Source organism: Streptomyces sp. DSM 40868 (assembly GCF_011820545.1).
GTDB lineage: Bacteria > Actinomycetota > Actinomycetes > Streptomycetales > Streptomycetaceae > Streptomyces > Streptomyces eurythermus.
On the sequence record NZ_CP050504.1, the window covers coordinates 3,181,854 to 3,202,955 of the forward strand.

Consider the following 21,102-nt stretch of genomic DNA (forward strand, 5'->3'; position numbering starts at 1 on the left):
GGGCGCTCATCCCGGGGGCCACTGGAGGCCGCGGCCGCCGAGGACGTGCGCGTGGGCGTGCCAGACGGTCTGGCCGGCGCCGGAGCCGGTGTTGAAGACGAGGCGGTAGCTGTCGAGCCCCTCCGCGTCGGCCACGGCCTTGGTCTCGGCGAGCACATCGGCCGCGATCCGCGGGGCGCCCGCGGCCAGCTCGGCGGCGTTCTCGTAGTGGGCCTTGGGGATGACCAGGACGTGGGTGGGAGCCTGGGGGTTTATGTCCCGGAAGGCCACGGTCGTTTCTGTCTCTCGGACGATCGTCGCCGGGATCTCGCCCGCGACGATTCGGCAGAACAGGCAGTCGTTCTGCGGTTCGCCGGCCATGCGCTGCGCTCGCTTTCAGGGGTGATCAACAGGGTTGGCATGGTAGCCCGTCGGGGGCGGGTCGGCACCGCTCAGTCCGGGAGCCCCGGAGGCGTCTTCGCGGGGTTCGTCTCCAGCGCCTCCAGCGCGAGCGCGATCGCCGCGTCCAGTTGGGCGTCCGTGCCGGATGCCCAGTCCTGGGGCCGCTGGACGACCTCCACGTCCGGGTCCACCCCGTGGTTCTCCACGTCCCAGCCCATCCCCTCCAGCCAGATCGCGTACTTCGGCTGGGTGACCAGGGTGCCGTCGACCAGGCGGTAGCGGCTGTCGATGCCGATGACCCCGCCCCAGGTGCGGGTGCCGACTACCGGGCCGATGCCGAGGGCCTTGATCGCCGCGTTGACGATGTCGCCGTCCGAGCCGGAGAACTCGTTGGCGACGGCCACGACCGGGCCGCGCGGCGCGTCGAGCGGGTAGCTGGTGGGGCGCATGCCGCGCGCCAGGTCCCAGCCGATGATCCGGCGGGCCAGCTTCTCCACCACCAGCTGGGAGGTGTGGCCGCCCCGGTTCTCCCGGACGTCGACCACGAGTCCCTCGCGGGCGACCTCCACGCGCAGGTCGCGGTGGATCTGGGCCCAGCCCGGCGCCTGCATGTCGGGGACGTGGAGGTAGCCGAGGCGGCCGCCGGAGGCCGCGTGGACGTGGGCGCGGCGGTCGGCGACCCAGGCGTGGTAGCGCAGGGGTTCCTCGTCGGCGATGGGGACGACGACGGTGTGCCGGGGTTCGCCCCCGCCGGCCGGGGAGACGGTCAGCTCCACCGGGTGGCCCGCCGTGCCGGCCAGCAGCGGGCCCGGGCCCGTCACCGGGTCGACCGGGTGCCCGGCCACCGCGATGACGGCGTCCCCGGGGCGCACCGCGACGCCGGGCGCGGCGAGCGGGGAGCGGGCGTCCGGGTCGGAGGTCTCCGCCGGCAGGATCCGGTCGATGCGCCAGCTGCCGTCCTCGTGCCGGGAGATGTCGGCACCGAGCAGACCGTGCCGGGCGCGTCCGGAGCCGCCGCGCGGGGTGACGTAGGCGTGCGAGGTGCCGAGTTCGCCGTGCACCTCCCACAGCAGGTCCACCAGGTCGCTGTGGGTGGCGAGGCGGGCCAGCAGCGGGCGGTAGCGGTCGAGGATGCCGGCCCAGTCGGCGCCGCCGAGGTCGGGGCGCCAGAAGTGGTCGCGCATGAGGCGGCCCGTCTCGTCGTACATCTGCCGCCACTCGGCGGCCGGGTCGACGGTCCCCCGGACCCGGGCGAGGTCCACGGTGACGCTGGTGTCGCCGTCGTCGTCGCTGCCGGTACGGCGGTCGCTGGGCACGACCCGCAGCCGGCCGTCGCTCCACAGCAGCAGGCGTTTGCCGTCGCCGCTGACCTCGAAGTGGTCGGCGTCGGCGGAGAGGTGCTCCAGGCGGCGCTGGGCGAGGTCGTAGCGCTCCAGCTCGGTGTGCGGGTCGGGGTCCTCGGGGTGGGCGCGGGCGGTGCCGAGGACGCCCCGCACGGGGTGGCGCAGCCAGAGGACGCCGTCCTTGGCGGCGCGCAGCGTGGAGTAGCGGCCGGCCTCCACCGGGAAGGGGACTATCCGGTCGGCGAGCCCTTCGAGGTCGATGCGGGTGGCCGGGGTGCCCTCGCTGTCGGGGGTCTCGTCCTTGTCGGGGGTCTCGAAGGGGCGGCCGTGGCGCTGCGGGCCGAACGGCGAGGGCGTGGTGGCGGCCAGCGTGATCAGGTGCGGCCGGGCGCCCACCACGAAGGCGAGGTCGAAGACGTGTTCGTCGTAGACCGGGTCGAAGGCGCGGTTGGAGAGGAACGCCAGGTGTTTGCCGTCGAGGGTGAAGGCGGGCGCGTAGTCCTGGAAGCGCAGCGGGGTCGCCTCGGTGACCGACAGGTCGGTGGTGTGGGCGATGCGCAGCTGGGACAGCGGGCGCGGGCCGGGGTGGGACCAGGCCAGCCAGGCGGAGTCCGGGGAGAAGGCGAGGCCGGAGACCTCGCCGTCGTCGCTGCGGTCGACCTCGCGGACCTCGCCGGTCTCGCGCTCGACCAGCAGCAGCCGGCCGTCGTGCGCGGCGACGGCGGCCCGGCTGCCGTCGGGCGCCATGGCCAGTTCCAGGACCCGGCCGAGCTGTCCGGCGGCGAGCCGGCGCGGCGGGGCGCCGGGCACGGTGCCGGTCGCCGGGGCGAACTCCAGGGCGTCCTCGCCCTCGGCGTCCGTCACCCACACCACCCATTCCTCGCCGTCGGCGCGGAAGGCGCGCGGCATCCGGGCGCGGACGCCGGGGGTGGCGGCCAGGGCGCGGGCGGGGCCGGAGCGGTGGGTGACCCAGTGGACGCCGCCGCGCACGCAGACGGCGCTGCCGCGCGCGGTGTGGTCGGGGGACGCCTCGCCGAACCAGCGGGAGGCGTTGACCGGGTACGGCCTGAGGTCCACGCGGGGCCCGCCGAGCCGGATCTCCAGCCGGCGCGGCTCGGCGCCCTCCAGGTCGTCCAGCAGCCACAGTTCACCGGCCGAGCTGTAGACGACCCGGGTGCCGTCACCGGCCGCGTGCCGGGCGTAGAAGCCCCCGAGGGGGGTGTGCCGGCGCAGGTCGGAGCCGTCCTCGAGGGAGGAGTAGAGCGCGCCGGTGCCCTCGTGGTCGGAGAGGAACGCGATGCGGTCGCCGACCCACACCGGGCACTCGATGTTCCCGTCGAGGTCCTCGTGCAGCCGGACGAACTCCCCGGCGCCTTCCGCGCCTTGGGCGGCCCGGTCGATCCACAGCTTGCCCGCCGTGCCGCCCCGGTAGCGCTTCCAGTAGGCGGCCTCCCGGCCCATCGGCGCGGACAGCAGCACGGTGGCCGGGCCGAGGGCGACGCTTCCGACCGGGCCGTAGGGCAGGGTCTCGGCCGGGCCGCCGTCCAGCGGGACGGCGTGCGCCCAGGTGTGCCGGAAGCTGTGGCGGCCGTGCGCGCCCAGCGCGAGCACCCGTCCGTCCGGGGTCCAGCCGCGCACCTCCGTACGGGAGTTGCCCCAGTACGTCAGCCGCTCGGCGGGCCCGCCGTCGACCGGGGCGACATGCACCTCGGGGGCGCCGTCCCGGGTGGAGGTCCAGGCGAGGTGCCGTCCGTCCGGTGACAGGCGGGGATGGGTCACCGGCATGTTGTCGGCGCTGACCCGCCAGGCCCGGCCGCCGTCCAGCGGGGCGAGCCATACGTCGTCCTCGGCGACGAAGGTCACCAAGTCGCCGTGCAGATGGGGGAACCGGAGGTAGCCGGAGCCGTGCGTGTTTCCCGTCGAAGCGCCCTGAGTCACCCCGTCACTCTACGCAGCGACGGGCCCGGCCCGCCCCCGGTTTCCGGTCACTCGCGGTCAGCCGCGCAGCAGCAGCCACTCCTGGAGTTCCACCAAGTTGCCCTCCGGGTCCTTCAGATGGGCCACGCGCATGCGGTCGGTCATGGGCGCCGGGCCGTGCAGCAGGGTCGCGCCCCGGGCGGTGATCCCCGCGCAGTAGGCATCGAGGTCGTCGACGCGCAGCACGACCAGGGAGCGGTGCCCGGTGGCGGTGTCGCCCAGCTCGGCCAGGACCCCGGCCATCATCGAGCGGTCCTGGAGGGCGATCCCGGCGGAGCCGGTGTGCGGGCTGAACTTCTCGTACGGTCCCCCGGTGGCGCCGGACTGCGGCTTGAGGCCGAGGACATCGGCGTAGAAGCGGTAGCAGGCGGCGAAGTCACTGACCAGGAGCCGGACTTGGGCGAGTTCCACGGTGTCTCCGAGCGGTGGTCTAGGACCAGCGGCCGGTGCGGCCCAGCAGCAGGGCCGCGGCGGCGGTGCCGGCGGTGGAGGTGCGCAGGACGGTCGGGCCGAGGACGTACGGCGCGGCACCGGCCTCGGCGAAGAGCGCCAGCTCCTCCGGGGAGACGCCCCCCTCCGGTCCGACGACCAGCACGATCTCGCCCTCGGTGGGCAGCTGGGCGGTGGCCAGACGCTCCGTGCCGCTCTCGTGGAGCACTGCGGCGAAGTCGGCGCGGGCGAGCAGCGCGGCCACCTGCTTGGTCGTCGCCGCGTCCGCGACCTCGGGGAAGCGGACCCGGCGGGACTGCTTGCCGGCCTCGCGGGCGGTGGCCCGCCACTTGCCGAGGGCCTTCAGCCCGCGGTCGCCCTTCCACTGGGTGATGCAGCGGGACGCCTGCCAGGGCACGACCGCGTCGACGCCGACCTCGGTCATGGTCTCGACGGCGACCTCCCCCCGGTCGCCCTTGGGCAGGGCCTGGACGACGGTGATCCGCGGGTTCGGCGCCGGTTCCTCGGTCACCGGGTCCATGCGGACGATCAGACGGTCCTTGCCCTCGGTGCCGGTCACCTCGCCCACCGCGTAGCGCCCGGCGCCGTCGGTGAGGACGACCTCCTCGCCGGGCCGCAGCCGCTTCACGGAGACGGCGTGGCGGCCCTCGGCGCCCTCCAGGACGTACCGGTCGCCGTCCGGCTCGAAGTGCTCCACGACGAAGACGGGGGCGGTCACGCGCCCTCACCCCCCTTACGGGATTCGTCCTTACAGGATGCGTCCGACAACGCTGTCCGGGCCTCGGCGAGTTCCGCCGCCAGCACCTCCACCAGCCGTCCGGCCGGCAGCTCCCGGGCCATCCGGTGGCCCTGTCCCGCCCACAGCGCCATGCCCTGCGCGTCACCGGCCTTCGCGGCGGCCTTGCGCAGCGGCGAGGTGAGGTGGTGGACGTCCGGGTAGGCGGCGGGCGCGTACGGACCGTGTTCGCGCAGGAAGCGGTTGACCAGGGAGCGGGCCGGGCGGCCGCTGAAGGCGCGGGTCAGCCGGGTGCGCGTGAAGAGGGGGTCGGTCAGCGCCCGTTTGTGCGGGTCTGGCGCGCCGGACTCGTCGGTGGCGAGGAAGGCGGTGCCGAGCTGGGCCGCGTCGGCGCCGGCCGCGAGGACGGCGGCGATCTGGCCGCCGCGCATGATGCCGCCGGCGGCGACGACCGGGATGTCCACCGCCTCGCGGACCTGCGCGAGAAGCGACAGCAGCCCGATGCCCGCGCCGTCGTCCTCGGGCGAGTCGCGGTGGGTGCCCAAGTGGCCGCCGGCCTCCGCGCCCTGCGCGATCACCGCGTCCGCCCCGGCCGCCTCGATCGCGCGGGCCTCCTCCGCGGTGGTGGCGGTGACCAGGGTGAGCGTCCCCGCCCGGCGCAGCCGCGCGATGACCTCGCGGTCCGGCACGCCGAAGTGGAAGGAGACCACCGGGACCGGGTCGTCGAGCAGGACGGCCAGCTTGGCGTCGTAGCCGTCGTCCCGGCCGCTGTCCGGGTCGCCCAGCTCGGTCTCGTACCAGGCGGCCTCGCCGGCCAGCTGGTGGGCGTAGACCTCGACGGCGCCGGACTCCGCGAGCTCGGGCTGCGGCATGAACACGTTGACGCCGAACGGGCGGCTCGTGAGCCCGCGCAGTCGCTTGATCTCCTGGTACATCCCGTCGGCGGTCTTGTACCCGGCGGCGAGGAACCCGAGGCCGCCGGCCTCGCAGACGGCGGCGGCGAGCTGCGGGACGGAGACCCCGCCCGCCATGGGTGCCTGCACGATCGGGAGGGGAAAGAGATCGGTCAGCGCGGAGGACATGACCGCATGGTGTCACGTCCGTCCGACCGGCCGGAATCGGGGCATCCCCCGGAACGCCCCTGAGACGCCCCCGGCACACCCCGGAGGCGCCCCCATGGTTCAGCGGCCGTTGAACGCGTCCTTCAGCCGCGAGAACAGGCCCTGCTGTCCCGGCTGGAACTGGCCCTGGGGCCGTTCCTCGCCGCGGAGCTTGGCCAGTTCGCGCAGCAGGCGTTCCTGCTCGGGGTCCAGCTTGGTCGGGGTCTGCACCTCGACGTGCACGATCAGGTCGCCCCGGCCGCCGCCGCGCAGATGCGTGACACCGCGGTCGTGCAGCGGGATCGACTGGCCGGACTGGGTGCCGGGCCGGATGTCGACCTCCTCCATGCCGTCCAGGGTCTCCAGCGGGACCTTGGTGCCGAGCGCCGCGGCCGTCATCGGGATGGTGACCGTGCAGTGCAGGTCGTCGCCGCGCCGCTGGAAGGTCGGGTGCGGCAGTTCGTGGATCTCCACGTACAGATCGCCGGCCGGGCCGCCGCCGGGGCCGACCTCGCCCTCGCCCGCGAGCTGGATCCGGGTGCCGTTGTCGACACCGGCCGGGATCTTCACGGTGAGCGTGCGGCGGGAGCGCACGCGGCCGTCGCCGGCGCACTCCGGGCACGGGGTCGGCACGACCGTGCCGAAGCCCTGGCACTGCGGGCACGGCCGGGAGGTCATGACCTGGCCCAGGAAGGACCGGGTGACCTGCGAGACCTCGCCCCGGCCGCGGCACATGTCACACGTCTGCGCGGACGTGCCGGGGGCCGCGCCCTCGCCGTTGCAGGTGTTGCAGACGATGGCGGTGTCGACCTGGATGTCCTTGGTCGTCCCGAAGGCCGCCTCGTCCAGCTCGACCTCGATCCGGATCATCGCGTCCTGGCCGCGCCGGGTGCGCGAGCGCGGCCCGCGCTGCGACGCCGTACCGAAGAACGCGTCCATGATGTCGGAGAAGTTGCCGAAGCCGCCGGCCCCGAAGCCGCCCGCGCCGGCGCCGCCGGACTGCGAGAGCGGGTCGCCGCCGAGGTCGTAGACCTGCTTCTTCTGCGGGTCCGACAGCACCTCGTAAGCGGCGTTGATCTCCTTGAACCGCTCCTGGGTCTTCGGATCCGGGTTGACGTCCGGGTGCAGCTCGCGCGCGAGCCGCCGGAACGCCTTCTTGATCTCATCCTGCGACGCGTCGCGGCGCACGCCGAGAACGGCGTAGTAGTCCGTGGCCACTTACGACTCCGCCAGGATCTGTCCGACGTACCGTGCCACTGCGCGTACCGCTCCCATCGTTCCCGGGTAGTCCATGCGGGTCGGTCCGACCACGCCGAGCTTGGCAACCGCCTCGCCGCCCGAACCGTAACCGACCGACACGACGGACGTGGAGTTGAGTCCCTCGTGGGCGTTCTCGTGGCCGATGCGCACGGTCACGCCCGGGTCTTTCGCCTCGCCGAGGAGTTTGAGGAGCACGACCTGCTCCTCCAATGCCTCCAGGACGGGCCTGATCGTGAGGGGGAAGTCGTGCCCGAAGCGGGTGAGATTGGCGGTACCGCCGATCATCAGCCGCTCCTCGTTCTCCTCCACGAGTGTCTCCAGCAGGGTGGAGAGCACCGTGGAGACCGTACCTCGGTCCTCCGGCTCGAAGGCGTCCGGCAGGTCCTCGACCAGCATCGGCACATCGGTGAACCGGCGGCCCGCGACCCTGCTGTTCAGCCGGGCCCGCAGATCCGCCAGCGAGGCCTCGCCGAACGGGGCCGGGCAGTCGACCATACGCTGCTCGACCCGGCCGGTGTCGGTGATCAGCACGAGCATCACGCGCGCCGGGGCGAGCGAGAGCAGCTCCACGTGCCGGACCGTGGACCGGGTCAGCGACGGGTACTGCACGACGGCGACCTGCCGGGTCAGCTGCGCGAGCAGCCGCACCGTGCGTGCCACGACGTCGTCGAGGTCGACGGCGCCCTCCAGGAAGTTCTGGATCGCCCGCCGCTCGGGCGCGGTCATCGGCTTCACGCCCGCGAGCTTGTCGACGAACAGGCGGTAGCCCTTGTCGGTGGGGATGCGCCCCGCGCTGGTGTGCGGCTGCGCGATGTACCCCTCGTCCTCCAGGGCCGCCATGTCGTTGCGGACGGTGGCCGGGGAGACGCCGAGGTTGTGCCGCTCGGTGAGCGCCTTGGAACCGACCGGCTCCTCGGTGCCCACATAGTCCTGGACGATGGCGCGCAGTACCTGAAGCCTGCGTTCACTCAGCATTCGCGCGCACCTCCAGCACGTCGTCCCTCGTCCCGTCGGGTCGTCCGCCTGGCACTCTTCCCACGCGAGTGCCAGCATTCCCCGGCCCAGTGTACGGCCGTCGGGTACACCCTGGGCAAGGTCGGGCCGCGCCGCCGGGTCGTACCGCTAGCGTCGCGGGTATGAGCGTGACTTGGGAAGAGCTGGGGTGGGAACGGCTGGCGGCCGGGGTGGGGCGGTGCCGGCTGCCGGGCTGGGACTGCACGGCGGGGCTGGTCGTGGGCGAGGGGACGGCGCTGCTCGTGGACGCCGGTTCGAGCCTGGCGGAGGGGGTCCGGCTGCGGGCGCGGGCCGAGGAGCTGGCGGGTGGCCGTGTGACCCATCTCGCGCTCACCCATCCGCACTTCGACCATGTCTTCGGCGCGGCGGTGTTCGCCGGGGCGGAGGTGTACGGGGCGGTCGGCCTGGACGCGGTGTTCGCGTTCGAGCGGGCGGAGCTGCGGCTGGACGCGGTGCGCAACGGGCTGCCGGTCGCCGACGCCGACGAGGCGGTGGACGCGCTGGTCACGCCCCGGCACCTGGTGTCCGGCGAGTGGACGCTGGACCTCGGCGGCGGTCGCCAGGCGCTGCTGGCCAACGTGGGCCCGGGCCACACCGCCCACGACCTCGCGGTGCTGGTTCCCGGCTCCCCGGAGGTCGTCTTCTGCGGCGACCTGGTGGAGGAGTCCGGCGAGCCCCAGGCCGGCCCGGACGCGGTCCCCGCCCGCTGGCCGGACGCCCTGGACCGGCTGCTGGCGCTGGGCGGCGAGGACGCGGTGTACGTGCCCGGTCACGGGGCGGCGGTGGACGCGGCGTTCGTACGACGTCAACGGGACGAGCTGGCGGCACGGTTCGGCGTGATCTGAACGGCGGTTCTCTTCGCATCCCGGCGTGTCGCGCTGGTCACGGCGCGGCTTCTCCTATCGTCATCCGAATGCGCCAGTACTCCGCCGACCTCACCCCTCCGTGGAAGAAGAAACCGAAACCGGCGCCGGAGGTCCCGGCCGACCCGGGGCTGGTGGTGGAGGAGGCCGGTACCGGGTTCTGCGGGGCGGTGATCCGCTGCGAGGCGGGCACGGTGACCCTGGAGGACCGCTTCGGCAAGCACCGTGTCTTCCCCCTGGAACCGCGCGGCTTCCTGCTGGAGGGCAGGGTCGTCACCCTGGTCCGCCCGGCCTCGGCCCCGGCCCGCCCCACCCGTACGGCGTCCGGCTCGATCGCCGTCCCCCAGGCACGCGCGCGCGTGGCCCGCGCCGGCCGTATCTACGTGGAGGGTCGGCACGACGCCGAGCTGGTCGAGAAGGTCTGGGGCGACGACCTGCGCGTCGAGGGCGTGGTCGTGGAGTACCTGGAGGGCGTGGACGACCTGCCGGCCGTCGTGGAGTCCTTCGCCCCGGGCCCCGACGCCCGCCTGGGCGTCCTGGTGGACCATCTGGTGCCGGGCACCAAGGAGTGGCGGATCGCCCAGTCGGTCACCAGCGAGCACGCCCTGGTCGTCGGTCACCCGTTCATCGACATCTGGCAGGCGGTGAAGCCGTCCTCCCTGGGCATCGAGGCATGGCCGACGGTCCCGAAGGGCCAGGACTGGAAGACGGGGGTGTGCCGGGCACTGGGCTGGCCGGCGGAGAACACCGGCGCGGTGTGGCAGGCGATCCTGAAACGGGTGGGCTCCTACAAGGACCTGGAGCCGGAACTGCTGGGCCGCGTGGAGGAACTGATCGACTTCGTCACGGGTAGCGGTGGGGCCTGACGTCGGGAAGGGTTCCGAACTCGCTGGTGTCGAGTTCCAGCCCGAGATCGTCCATCGGGACCGGCTCGCCGAACTTGATGATTTCCTGAGCGTGGTAGTCGGCGTCCTCCCCTTGACCCGTGGGCTTCGTCAGCAGGACGCACTGCGCCATGATCGGGTCGATGACCAGGTAGGTGGGGATTCCGCCCGCCGCGTAGATCGAGCGCTTGACCACGTAGTCCTGATGGACGCTGGACTTGGAGACGACCTCCAGCACCATCGTGATCAGTTGGCACGGCATCAACCGCCCCGAACTCGGCAGAGAGTCCTTGGGCAGGACAACCAGGTCCGGCACAGGCTCACTGGCCTCGCCGACGATGTCGACATCCTGAGTCTGCAGGCGAGCCCAACGCCGGGGAATCTGGTCCTGAACATCGGCAACGATCCAGTTGTGCACGATGTCAGGGCTGGACATCATCACGAGTACCCCCCGAAGAAGCTCGGCTTTGGCGCCCTCCGGGGGCTCGAAACCCTCGAAGAACTGAGTCATCCTGCGCTCGTCCACAGCGGTCATCTCCGTGGCCTCCACATCCGCCGCGTCCTTTTGGCGGCAGCCTACGAACCAGGTTAGGGACCGAACGGGCGCTCCGGGGGGATCCACTCGCCCGAGTGATCAGTCCACCAGGTCCCGCACCACCGCGTCCGCCAGCAGCCGCCCCCGCAGGGTCAGCACGGCCCGGCCCTCCTCGTAGGGCTGCTCCTGGAGGAGTCCGTCCGCCAGGGCGCGGCGGGAGGCCGCGAGGCCCTCCTCCTTCAGCAGGGACATGGGGACGCCCTCGCGCAGCCGCAGTTCCAGGAGGATGCGTTCCACGCGGCGGTCCTCGTCGGAGAGGATCTCGCGGCCGGCGCCCGGAGAGCGTCCGTCGGCGAGCGCCGCCGCGTACGCGCCGGGGTGCTTCACGTTCCACCAGCGCACGCCGCCCACGTGCGAGTGCGCGCCCGGTCCGGCGCCCCACCAGTCGGCGCCGCGCCAGTACAGCTCGTTGTGCAGGCAACGGCCCGCCTCGGAGGTGGCCCAGTTGGAGACCTCGTACCACTCGAAGCCCGCCCGGCTCAGCGTCTCCTCGGCGATCAGGTACCGGTCGGCGTGCACGTCGTCGTCGGTCATCGGGACCTCGCCCCGGCGGATCCGGCGGGCCAGCTGGGTGCCCTCCTCCACGATGAGCGCGTAGGCGCTGACGTGGTCGGGCCCGGCGCTCAGGGCGGCCTCCAGCGAGGTCCGCCAGTCGTCGTCGCTCTCCCCCGGCGTGCCGTAGATCAGGTCCAGGTTCACGTGCTCGAAGCCCGCCGCCCTGGCCTCCGCCACGCACGCCTCGGGGCGTCCGGGGGTGTGGGTGCGGTCCAGGACCTTCAGCACGTGCTGCCGGGCGCTCTGCATGCCGAAGGAGATCCGGTTGAAGCCGCCCTCGCGGAGGGTGGCCAGGTAGGCGGGGTCGACGGACTCCGGGTTCGCCTCCGTGGTGATCTCCGCGTCCGGCGCGAGTCCGAACTCCTCGCGGATCACCCCCAGCATCCGCACCAGGTCCCCGGCGGCCAGCAGCGTCGGCGTACCGCCCCCGACGAACACCGTACGGACCTCGCGGGGGTCGTCGCCCAGCACCTTCCGCGCCAGCCGGATCTCCTGGACGAGGGTGTCGGCGTAGTTGTCCCGGGAGGCGAGCACCCCCCCGGTGCCGCGCAGCTCGGTCGCGGTGTAGGTGTTGAAGTCGCAGTAGCCGCAGCGGGTCGCGCAGTACGGGACGTGCAGGTAGAAGCCGAGCGGGCGGGCGGCGGCCCCGGCGAGCGCGGAGCCGGGCAGCGCGCCGTCGGCGGGGACGGGCTCGCCGTCGGGGAGTGCGGAAGGCATGCCTTCCATTGTCCAGCACCGCGAACGTCGCGCGGCCGCCTCACTCGGCCTGGAGCACCAGCAGGGCCAGGTCGTCCCCGGGCAGGTCGGTGCCGAAGTCGTGGACCAGGCGGCGGATGCGCTCCGCGATCAGCTCGGCGCCGAGCCCGGCGCAGCCGGACAGGGCGTGGGCGAGGCCGTCGCCGTCGTCGAACTGGCGGCTGCCGGAGCGCCGCTCGGTCACCCCGTCGGTGACGCACAGCAGGCTGTCGCCGGACCGCAGCTCCACGGTCTCGCTGGTGTACGTCTCGTCCTCCACCACGCCGAGCAGGGTCTGCGGGCGGGCGACGGTGCGCACGGTGCCGTCCGGGGCGAGGACCAGCGGCAGCGGGTGACCGGCGGAGGCGAGGGTGCAGCGGACCCCGTCGGCGTGCGGGGTCAGCTCGCCGTAGAGGAGGGAGAGGAAGCGCGTCTGCGGGCCGTCCCCGAGGCCCGGCGGCCGGCCGCCCGCGGCGACCAGGGCGCGGGCCGCGGCGTCGGCCGCCTCGGTGGCGTCGTCCAGCAGCAGCTGGTTGAGGCGGTCCAGGACGTCGGCGACGCCGTAGCCCTCGCGGGCCAGCAGCCGCAGCCAGGGCCGGGCGAGGCCGATCACCACGGCCGCCTCGGGGCCCTTGCCCTGGACGTCGCCGACGGCGAAGCACCAGCGTCCGTCGCCGGCCGGGAACAGGTCGTAGAAGTCGCCGCTGGGGCCGCCCTGGTCGCAGGGTTCGTAGACGAGCGCGCTGCGCACGCCGGGGATCTCGGCGACCGCGCCGGGCAGCAGACCGCGCTGGAGCACGGCGCTGATGGTGGCCTGGCGGGCGTACTGGCGGGCCGCGCCGATGGCCAGGGCGACCCGTCGGCTCAGGTCCTCCACCAGGCCGGTGATCTCGTCGGGGAAGCCGGCCGGCCCGCACCGGCCGATGACCAGCGTGCCGAGCGGCCGGCCGCCCGCGACCAGCCGGTAGGCCAGCGCCGTGCCGTCGGCGCCGTGCGGGCCGAGCGCGTGGCCGGTCTCAGGGGTGGGGCTCAGGGCCGGAGCGCGTCGCGTCCGGCGGGCGCGGCGGCTCCTTCTCCAGCGCGGCGCGCAGTTCCTCGATGCGGGCCTCGCTGGCGTGCCAGACCCGGGCGGGGCCGTCGCGGGCGCCGCCGCGGACGGTCGCCTCGTCCTCCAGCCAGACCGCGCACCAGTCGGCGAGCCGGGGCACGATCAGCTGGCCGGTGAGCGCGGCGACCAGGTTCTCGTCGAGCTGTCCGGCGAGCAGGTCGGATGCCTCGGCGAGGAAGGACAGGGCGCCCCGGCCGAGCCAGTCCCGGTCGCCGTCGGCGCGCCGCGGCCGCGGGGCGAGGTCCTCGGCGGCCTCCAGGGCGGGCCCGGGGGCGGGGTCGTCCGGGGTGTCGCTGCCGCCCGGGGGCAGCCGGGCCCAGACGGTCTTGGCACCGGCGCGGTAGGTGACGCCCCAGGATTCGGCGAGCGTGGCGACGAGCCGCAGCCCGCGCCCGTACTCGGGGGTGTCGTACGGCGCCTCGCCGCCGGCTTCCCGTGGGGCGCGGGAGGGGTGCCGGTCGCACACCTCGATCACGAACGCGCCGCTCTCCTCCAGCCGCCACTCGACGTGCACGTCCGTGCCGGCGTGTACGACGGCGTTGGTGACCAGTTCGCTGACGACCGCCATCGCGTCGTCGGCGAGCCGCGCCGGGACGCCGGGCGCCTCGGCCAGCGCGGCCCGCACCAGCGCGCGGGCCGACCCCGGGGCGAGGGGGCTGCCGGGCAGCGTGGCCCGCCCCCGTGTTGCCGAGTCTGGCTGAGACTCGTTGTCCCGCTGTGCGGGTATGGCCGCCATGTCCATGCGGCCAGGGTGACAGACCGGACCCGCCTATAAGCGCCGAGTCACGGAACTGACCGGAAGACGGAACCTTTCGAGCGCCGGTGAGCGTTAAATTCGAGCGTCGGTGAGTGTGAGGGGCGTGGGGCCACGCCCGCGCGCGGGTGCGCCGCGTGGCGCGAAACCGTGGGCGGCCCGCGGTCTACGCCTCCCTGGTGCCGGCGTACATCTCGTCGATCAGGTCCTTGTACGCCCGCTCCACCACCGGCCGCTTCAGCTTCAGGCTCGGCGTGATCTCGCCGTGCTCCACGTCGAGGTCGCGCGGCAGCAGCCGGAACTTCTTGACGGTCTGCCAGCGCTGGAGCCCGGCGTTGAGCTGCCGCACGTACCCGTCGATCAGCTCCACCGTCTGCGGCGCGGCGACGACCTCGGCGTACGACCTGCCCTCCAGGCCGTTCTCCTTCGCCCACTGGAGGATCGCGGGCTCGTCCAGGGCGATCAGGGCGGTGCAGTAGTTCCGGTCGGCGCCGTGCACGAGGATGTTGGACACGTACGGGCACACCGCCTTGAACTGGCCCTCGATCTCGGCCGGCGCGACGTACTTGCCGCCGGAGGTCTTGATGAGGTCCTTCTTGCGGTCGGTGATGCGCAGATAGCCGTCGGGCGACAGCTCGCCGATGTCACCGGTGTGGAACCAGCCGTCGGACTCCAGCACCTCGGCGGTCTTCTCGGGCTGCTGGTGGTAGCCCTGCATGATGCCGGGGCCGCGCAGCAGGATCTCGCCGTCGTCGGCGATGCGGACCTCGGTGCCGGGCAGCGGCTTGCCGACCGTGCCGGTGCGGTAGGCCTCGCCGGGGTTGACGAAGGAGGCCGCGGAGGTCTCGGTCAGGCCGTAGCCCTCCAGGATGTGGATGCCGGCGCCGGCGAAGAAGTAGCCGATCTCCGGCGCGAGCGCGGAGGCGCCGGAGACACAGGCGCGCAGCCGGCCGCCGAATGCCTCGCGGAGCTTGGCGTAGACGAGGGTGTCGGCCACCTTGTGCTTGGCGGCGAGCCCGAACGGCGCCGAGGCGACACCGGTGCGGCGGAAGTTGTCCTGGGTGACCTTGGCGTACTCGCGGGCGACCTCGGCGGCCCACTGGAAGACCTTGTACTTGGCCGCGCCGCCCTCGCGGGCCTTGGCCGCCACGCCGTTGTACACCTTCTCGAAGATGCGCGGCACGGCCGCCATGTACGTCGGCCGCACCACCGGAAGGTTCTCGATGATCTTGTCTGCGCGGCCGTCGACCGCGGTGACGTGCCCGACCTCGATCTGGCCGGAGGTGAGCACCTTGCCGAAGACGTGCGCGAGCGGCAGCCACAGGTACTGGACGTCGTCGATGGTGACCAGGCCGGTCGCGGCGATCGCCTTGGCCATGTACGCCCAGTTGTCGTGCGGCAGGCGCACGCCCTTGGGGCGGCCGGTGGTGCCGGAGGTGTAGATGAGGGTGGCGAGCTGCTCTCTGGTGATCGCGCCGACCCGCTCCTTGATCAGCTGCGGGTGCTGCTCCAGGTAGGCGGCGCCACGCTCCTCCAGCTCGGCGAGGCTGATCACCCAGTCGCCGGTCTCCACGCCGGCCGGGTCGATCACCACGACCTTGGCGAGCGCGGGCAGCTCGGGGCGCTTCGCCACGGCCTTGGCCAGCTGTGCCGCGTCCTCGGCGATCAGCACGCGGCTCTCGGAGTCGGAGAGGATGAACGCGGACTCGTCGGCGTTGGTCTGCGGGTAGATGGTCGTGGTGGCACCGCCGGCGCACATGATGCCGAGGTCGGCGAGGATCCACTCGACGCGCGTGGAGGAGGCGAGTGCCACCCGCTGCTCGGGCTCGATGCCCAGCTCGATGAGCCCGGCCGCGATCGCGTACACCCGTTCGGCCGCCTCCGCCCAGCTGAGCGACGCCCAGTCGTCGGGGCCCTCGCCCGCGGCCGGCGGAACGGGGTGACGGTAGGCCTCGGCGTCCGGTGTGGCCGCCACGCGCTCCAGGAAGAGGGCCGCCACGGACGGCGGACGGTTCTCGATCAGGGTCTGTGTGTCGCTCACGACATCCTCCGGGGCCCGCGACGGTGCGGCTGGCTCGGTGCGGCTGGGTTGACTCACGGTGGGGGTAGCGGACTGTTGTTTAACTCGCGAGTAACTAACGAGCAGGGATCAGGGTAAGGCGCGGCCGCCCGCCGCGTAAGAGGCATCGGCCCGACACTTTCCGACACGGGGTCACGTCCGCTACGCACGGGGGCCCGCCGCGCTTTCGCACGACGGGCCCCCGCATGCCCGCTTTGCGGGCGTCACCGGCCGTAACCGGTGGTTACTTCTTGCCCTTGGCCGACCCCGCGGCGTCGTCGCTGGACAGCACGGCGATGAATGCCTCCTGCGGAACCTCCACGGAACCCACCATCTTCATCCGCTTCTTGCCTTCCTTCTGCTTCTCCAGCAGCTTCCGCTTACGGGAGATGTCACCGCCGTAGCACTTGGCGAGGACGTCCTTGCGGATGGCGCGGATGGTCTCGCGGGCGATGACCCGGGAGCCGATGGCGGCCTGCACCGGCACCTCGAAGTTCTGCCGCGGGATCAGCTCCTTGAGCTTGGCGACGAGCCGCACGCCGTACGCGTACGCCTGGTCCTTGTGGGTGATCGCCGAGAAGGCGTCCACCTTGTCGCCGTGCAGCAGGATGTCGACCTTGACCAGGGAGCTGCTCTGCTCGCCCGTGGGCTCGTAGTCCAGGGAGGCGTAGCCCCGCGTCTTGGACTTCAGCTGGTCGAAGAAGTCGAAGACGATCTCCGCGAGCGGCAGGGTGTAGCGGATCTCGACACGGTCCTCGGAGAGGTAGTCCATGCCCAGCAGCGTGCCGCGCCGGGTCTGGCACAGCTCCATGATCGCGCCGATGAACTCGGTCGGCGCGAGGATCGTCGCCCGCACGACCGGCTCGAACACCTCGGCGATCTTGCCCTCGGGGAACTCGCTCGGGTTGGTGACGGTGACCTCGCTGCCGTCCTCCAGGATCACGCGGTAGACCACGTTGGGGGCGGTGGCGATCAGGTCGAGACCGAACTCGCGCTCCAGCCGCTCCCGGATCACGTCCAGGTGCAGCAGGCCGAGGAAGCCGACGCGGAAACCGAAGCCGAGGGCGGCGGAGGTCTCCGGCTCGTAGACCAGTGCGGCGTCGTTGAGCTGGAGCTTGTCCAGGGCCTCGCGCAGCTCCGGGTAGTCGGAGCCGTCCAGCGGGTACAGACCGGAGAAGACCATCGGCTTCGGGTCCTTGTAACCGCCGAGCGCCTCGGTGGCGCCCTTGTGCTGGCTGGTGACCGTGTCACCGACCTTGGACTGCCGGACGTCCTTCACGCCGGTGATGAGGTACCCCACCTCGCCGACGCCGAGACCGTCGGCCGGCAGCATCTCCGGCGAGTTGACGCCGATCTCCAGCAGCTCGTGCGTGGCGCCGGTCGACATCATCTTGATGCGCTCGCGCTTGTTGAGCTGGCCGTCGATGACACGGACGTACGTCACGACACCGCGGTAGGAGTCGTAGACCGAGTCGAAGATCATCGCGCGGGCGGGCGCGTCGGCGACACCGACCGGCGCCGGGATCTCCTTGACGACCTTGTTCAGCAGCGCGTCCACACCGAGACCGGTCTTCGCCGAGACCTTGAGCACGTCGTCCGGTTCGCAGCCGACCAGGTTCGCCAGCTCCTCGGCGAACTTCTCCGGCTGCGCGGCCGGCAGGTCGATCTTGTTCAGCACCGGGATGATCGTGAGGTCGTTCTCCATCGCCAGGTACAGGTTGGCGAGGGTCTGCGCCTCGATGCCCTGGGCGGCGTCGACCAGGAGGATGGTCCCCTCGCAGGCGGCGAGCGACCGCGAGACCTCGTAGGTGAAGTCGACGTGCCCCGGGGTGTCGATCATGTTGAGGATGTGGGTCGTGCCCTGGTCGGGGCCCTCGGTCGGGGCCCAGGGCAGACGCACCGCCTGGGACTTGATCGTGATGCCGCGCTCGCGCTCGATGTCCATCCGGTCGAGGTACTGAGCACGCATCTGCCGCTGCTCGACCACACCGGTCAGCTGGAGCATCCGGTCGGCGAGCGTGGACTTGCCGTGGTCGATGTGCGCGATGATGCAGAAATTGCGGATCAGAGCCGGGTCGGTACGGCTCGGCTCGGGCACATGGTTAGGGGTCGCGGGCACGCAGGGTCCTGTCTCTTGAGGCGCCTTATGCCTCGGGTCGGATCGTTACGTAGTCTCCATGGTCCCACGGGGAGGGACCCGGAGCCGTTTTGGGCTGCCCGGAGGGCCACTGGTACTGTAGATGGCTGTGCCTCATGCCCTCTCAGCGCGAGGCGCGACAGAAAATTTTGGATCACCGGTTCGGGACCCGAGCGGCCCCGCGCCTGAACCTGAAAAGGCTCCTTCGTGGCGAACATCAAGTCCCAGATCAAGCGGAACAAGACCAACGAGAAGGCCCGGCTGCGCAACAAGGCCGTCAAGTCCTCCCTGAAGACCGCGATCCGCAAGGCTCGTGAGGCCGCTGCCGCGGGTGACGTGGAGAAGGCGACCGAGCTGCAGCGCGCTGCCGCGCGTGCGCTCGACAAGGCCGTCTCCAAGGGCGTCATCCACAAGAACCAGGCCGCCAACAAGAAGTCGGCGCTTGCTTCCAAGGTCTCGTCCCTCAAGGGCTGAACCTCCTTTCTGATCTGATCGCCGGAAGGACCCAGAGCGGGCCCTCTCTCATCCGCTCCCGACCGGCACCCCAGGACCCACGCGCGGCCTGCGTTCGCCACGCGGGCGTGGATCCACAAGCTTGATCCGACGGCCCCGGCGCCTTCGCCTTTCCCCAAGGCGGGCACCGGGGTCTTTGGCGTGCTCGGGGTGCTGGGGGTGCTTGCCTTCGGCGTGCCTGGGGAGCTTCTGGCGTGCCTGAGGAACCTTTGGCGTGCGCGGGAGGTGTGGGGCACCGGCACGGCACCAAGAAGCTGAGCCGGTTCGGTCAGGCCCGGCCTCTGGAGCGGGCGGCTCGGGCGATCACCACGACCGCCTTCTCCAGGGCGTACTCGGGGTCGTCGCCGCCGCCCTTCACGCCGGCGTCCGCCTCCGCGACCGCTCTGAGTGCCACCGCGACCCCGTCCGGCGTCCAGCCCCGCATCTGCTGGCGCACCCGGTCGATCTTCCACGGCGGCATGCCCAGCTCACGCGCCAGATCGGCCGGCCGGCCGCCCCGGGCCGAGGACAGCTTGCCGATCGCCCGCACGCCCTGCGCCAGCGCGCTGGTGATCATCACCGGCGCAACCCCTGTCGCCAGCGACCATCTCAGGGCCTCCAGCGCCTCCGCCGTACGCCCCTCCACGGCCCGGTCGGCGACCGTGAAGCTGGAGGCCTCGGCGCGCCCCGTGTAGTACCGCCCGACGATCGCCTCGTCGATCGTCCCTTCCACGTCGGCGACCAGCTGCGAGACCGCCGAGGCCAGCTCCCGCAGGTCGCTCCCGATGGCGTCGCAGAGCGCCTGGCAGGCCTCGGGGGTGGCCGACCGCCCGAGGGAGCGGAACTCGCCCCGCACGAAGGCCAGCCGGTCCGCCGGCTTGGTCATCTTCGGGCAGGCCACCTCCCGTGCGCCCGCCTTGCGCGCCGCGTCCAGCAGCCCCTTTCCCTTGGCACCGCCGGCGTGCAGCAGCACCAGCGTGATCTCCTCGGCGGGCGAACCGAGATACGCCTTCACGTCCTTGACCGTGTCGGCGGACAGGTCCTGCGCGTTGCGTACGACCACGACCTTGCGCTCCGCGAAGAGCGACGGGCTGGTCAGCTCGGCGAGTGTGCCGGGCTGCAGCTGGTCCGGGGTCAGGTCACGTACGTCCGTGTCGGCGTCGGCGGCCCTGGCGGCGGCCACCACCTCCCGCACGGCACGGTCGAGCAGGAGGTCCTCCTGGCCCACGGCAACGGTCACCGGGGCGAGAGGGTCGTCATTCGCAGTCTTCCTGGCCATCGCTTACAGCATCCCACGCGGCACTGACAGCCAACCGGCCCCGCCACCCCGACCGGTCCCGGAGCGGACCCTGAGGGCGGCTCGGGGTCACGGTTCCTCGCGCCAGCCGTCCCACTCCCCCGCGAACGCGTCCAGCTCGGCGGGGTCGAGCCGCTCGCCCTCGTCCCGCAGGACCACCAGCCACTGGGCGTCCTCGGCGTCGTCCTCACCGGCCAGCGCGTCCCGGACGAGCCGAGGCTCCTCGTCGATACCGAACCGCTCCCCGAGCGCCTCGGCCGCTTCCTCGGCGGCGTCGCGGTCGGGCAGCACCAGCACGTGTCTCACATCGCTCACAGGCCCATTCTCCGGCACCCGACGGGGGCCACCGGACCGGGCCCGGCAGCCCTCCGCCCCCAGGTCGTCCCAGGTCAGCCGGTACGCACGGCCTCGGTCGCCGGTACCCGGCGGGCTCTGCCCATGGCCGGCGCGACAGCCCCCGTCAGCTCTTCGGCACGATCTGCACGTCCAGGTCGACGCGGATGCTCGGTCCGACCGCCGCGATGCCCCGGGCCAGCATCGACTGCCAGCTGATCGTGAAGTCGTCCCGGTGCAGCTCGGTGCTGGCCCGGCAGGCCGCCCGCGTCTCGCCCTCCATGCCGTTGCCGATACCGAGGTAATCGGTGTCGAGCGTGACCGTGCGGGTCACGCCGTGCAACGACAGCGCCCCGGTGACCGTCCAGCGGGTGCCGCCCTTGTGCACGAACCGGTCGCTGTAGAACTCCAGCGTCGGGAACCGCTGTACGTCCAGGAAATCCGCCGACCGCAAGTGGTCGTCGCGCATCCGGATCCCGGTGTCGATGGAGGACGCGTCGATCACCACGTGCATCGCCGACCGCTCCATCCGCTCGGCGATCCGCACCACCCCGGCGAAGGAGTTGAACCGCCCGTGGATCCGCGCCAGCCCGATGTGCCGTGCGGTGAAGCCGATCGAGGAGTGCGCGGGCTCTATGTCCCAGTCGCCCGGCGCCGGCGGTTCCGGCGGCTGGGCCACCTGAAGCGTGACATCGCCCAGCGAGGCAAGGGAGTTCTCCGCGACCAGCGCGGTGGCGCGGTACGGCGCATAGCCCTCGGCCGCCACCGCGAGCCGGTACTCCCCCGCCGGCACCATGGCCAGGAACAGGCCGTAGGGGTCCGTGCCCCCGGTCACCACCCGGCGGCCCATGGCGTCCGTGACCGTCAACTCGGCACCCGCCACGGGCTCGTTGACGGGGTCGACCACCCGGCAGCTGAGCACTCCCGCATGCGGCGGTGTACGGACCCCCGCCAGAGGATTCGACCGTTGCACCCGGCTTCCCCGGTTACCCAACAAGCGACCGAACATCCACGACACCCCTGTACCCC

The 21,102-nt window shown here is 72.5% G+C and carries 17 protein-coding genes and 1 pseudogene; 3 read left to right on the forward strand and 15 right to left on the reverse strand.

The features are described 5' to 3' along the window. Window positions 1-6 precede the first annotated feature (6 nt). The 7 genes from HB370_RS14335 to hrcA form a co-directional block, all read right to left on the reverse strand. Window positions 7-360 (reverse strand): histidine triad nucleotide-binding protein, encoded by a 354-nt coding sequence (locus HB370_RS14335; protein WP_030777237.1) that lies wholly within the window; start codon window positions 358-360, stop codon window positions 7-9. Window positions 361-431: 71 nt separating this feature from the next. Continuing rightward, on the reverse strand, window positions 432-3,590 hold the full coding sequence (locus HB370_RS14340) for a S41 family peptidase (RefSeq protein WP_208974516.1): 3,159 nt from the start codon (window positions 3,588-3,590) through the stop codon (window positions 432-434). A gap of 129 nt (window positions 3,591-3,719) precedes the next feature. After that, window positions 3,720-4,112: a VOC family protein gene (locus HB370_RS14345; RefSeq protein ID WP_030777242.1), complete on the reverse strand. Its 393-nt coding sequence runs from the start codon at window positions 4,110-4,112 to the stop codon at window positions 3,720-3,722. Window positions 4,113-4,131: 19 nt separating this feature from the next. Continuing rightward, window positions 4,132-4,869 (reverse strand): 16S rRNA (uracil(1498)-N(3))-methyltransferase, encoded by a 738-nt coding sequence (locus HB370_RS14350; RefSeq protein ID WP_030777244.1) that lies wholly within the window; start codon window positions 4,867-4,869, stop codon window positions 4,132-4,134. After that, window positions 4,866-5,969, reverse strand: coding sequence for a nitronate monooxygenase (locus HB370_RS14355; RefSeq protein ID WP_030777246.1), 1,104 nt, complete (start codon window positions 5,967-5,969; stop codon window positions 4,866-4,868). Before HB370_RS14355 ends, HB370_RS14350 begins: the two co-directional genes overlap by 4 nt. A gap of 99 nt (window positions 5,970-6,068) precedes the next feature. Next, window positions 6,069-7,205 carry a molecular chaperone DnaJ gene (gene dnaJ / locus HB370_RS14360; RefSeq protein WP_030604949.1) on the reverse strand — a complete coding sequence of 379 codons (1,137 nt, stop codon included), beginning with the start codon at window positions 7,203-7,205 and terminating at the stop codon, window positions 6,069-6,071. Further along, window positions 7,206-8,222 (reverse strand): heat-inducible transcriptional repressor HrcA, encoded by a 1,017-nt coding sequence (gene hrcA, locus HB370_RS14365; RefSeq protein WP_030604953.1) that lies wholly within the window; start codon window positions 8,220-8,222, stop codon window positions 7,206-7,208. 161 nt (window positions 8,223-8,383) lie between these two features. On the opposite strand from hrcA, the gene HB370_RS14370 reads away from it, so the two are divergent. Together HB370_RS14370 and HB370_RS14375 are read left to right on the forward strand one after the other, a co-directional pair. Further along, window positions 8,384-9,106 (forward strand): MBL fold metallo-hydrolase, encoded by a 723-nt coding sequence (locus HB370_RS14370; RefSeq protein WP_030777249.1) that lies wholly within the window; start codon window positions 8,384-8,386, stop codon window positions 9,104-9,106. A 68-nt stretch (window positions 9,107-9,174) separates the two neighbouring features. After that, entirely contained in the window at window positions 9,175-9,990 is an 816-nt protein-coding gene (locus HB370_RS14375) for a DUF3097 domain-containing protein (RefSeq protein ID WP_030777252.1), read from the forward strand. Here HB370_RS14375 and HB370_RS14380 read toward each other — a convergent pair. The 5 genes and pseudogenes from HB370_RS14380 to lepA all read right to left on the reverse strand — a co-directional run bounded on the left by HB370_RS14380 (window position 9,968) and on the right by lepA (window position 17,933). Then, window positions 9,968-10,543: a Uma2 family endonuclease gene (locus HB370_RS14380; RefSeq protein ID WP_030777254.1), complete on the reverse strand. Its 576-nt coding sequence runs from the start codon at window positions 10,541-10,543 to the stop codon at window positions 9,968-9,970. The two genes, HB370_RS14375 and HB370_RS14380, sit on opposite strands and share 23 nt — an antisense overlap. A gap of 99 nt (window positions 10,544-10,642) precedes the next feature. Then, window positions 10,643-11,875: a radical SAM family heme chaperone HemW gene (gene hemW, locus HB370_RS14385; protein WP_030777257.1), complete on the reverse strand. Its 1,233-nt coding sequence runs from the start codon at window positions 11,873-11,875 to the stop codon at window positions 10,643-10,645. Between the two features lie 40 nt (window positions 11,876-11,915). Then, a pseudogene (locus tag HB370_RS14390) lies at window positions 11,916-13,737 on the reverse strand (SpoIIE family protein phosphatase). 184 nt (window positions 13,738-13,921) lie between these two features. After that, window positions 13,922-15,796: a long-chain fatty acid--CoA ligase gene (locus HB370_RS14395; RefSeq protein ID WP_030777261.1), complete on the reverse strand. Its 1,875-nt coding sequence runs from the start codon at window positions 15,794-15,796 to the stop codon at window positions 13,922-13,924. Window positions 15,797-16,058: 262 nt separating this feature from the next. Continuing rightward, complete coding sequence (gene lepA / locus HB370_RS14400; protein WP_030777264.1) at window positions 16,059-17,933, reverse strand: translation elongation factor 4; 1,875 nt, start codon at window positions 17,931-17,933, stop codon at window positions 16,059-16,061. Window positions 17,934-18,158: 225 nt separating this feature from the next. On the opposite strand from lepA, the gene rpsT reads away from it, so the two are divergent. Further along, window positions 18,159-18,425 carry a 30S ribosomal protein S20 gene (rpsT, locus tag HB370_RS14410; protein WP_030777267.1) on the forward strand — a complete coding sequence of 89 codons (267 nt, stop codon included), beginning with the start codon at window positions 18,159-18,161 and terminating at the stop codon, window positions 18,423-18,425. A gap of 307 nt (window positions 18,426-18,732) precedes the next feature. On the opposite strand, the gene holA is transcribed toward rpsT, so the two are convergent. The 3 genes from holA to HB370_RS14425 form a co-directional block, all read right to left on the reverse strand. Continuing rightward, a complete protein-coding gene (gene holA, locus HB370_RS14415; RefSeq protein WP_030777269.1) occupies window positions 18,733-19,722 on the reverse strand; it encodes a DNA polymerase III subunit delta in 990 nt (329 codons plus the stop codon). 87 nt (window positions 19,723-19,809) lie between these two features. Then, window positions 19,810-20,055, reverse strand: a complete 246-nt coding sequence (locus tag HB370_RS14420) for a hypothetical protein (protein WP_030777274.1) — start codon at window positions 20,053-20,055, stop codon at window positions 19,810-19,812. Between the two features lie 145 nt (window positions 20,056-20,200). Next, window positions 20,201-21,082, reverse strand: coding sequence for a YceI family protein (locus tag HB370_RS14425; protein ID WP_030777275.1), 882 nt, complete (start codon window positions 21,080-21,082; stop codon window positions 20,201-20,203). Window positions 21,083-21,102 lie beyond the last annotated feature (20 nt).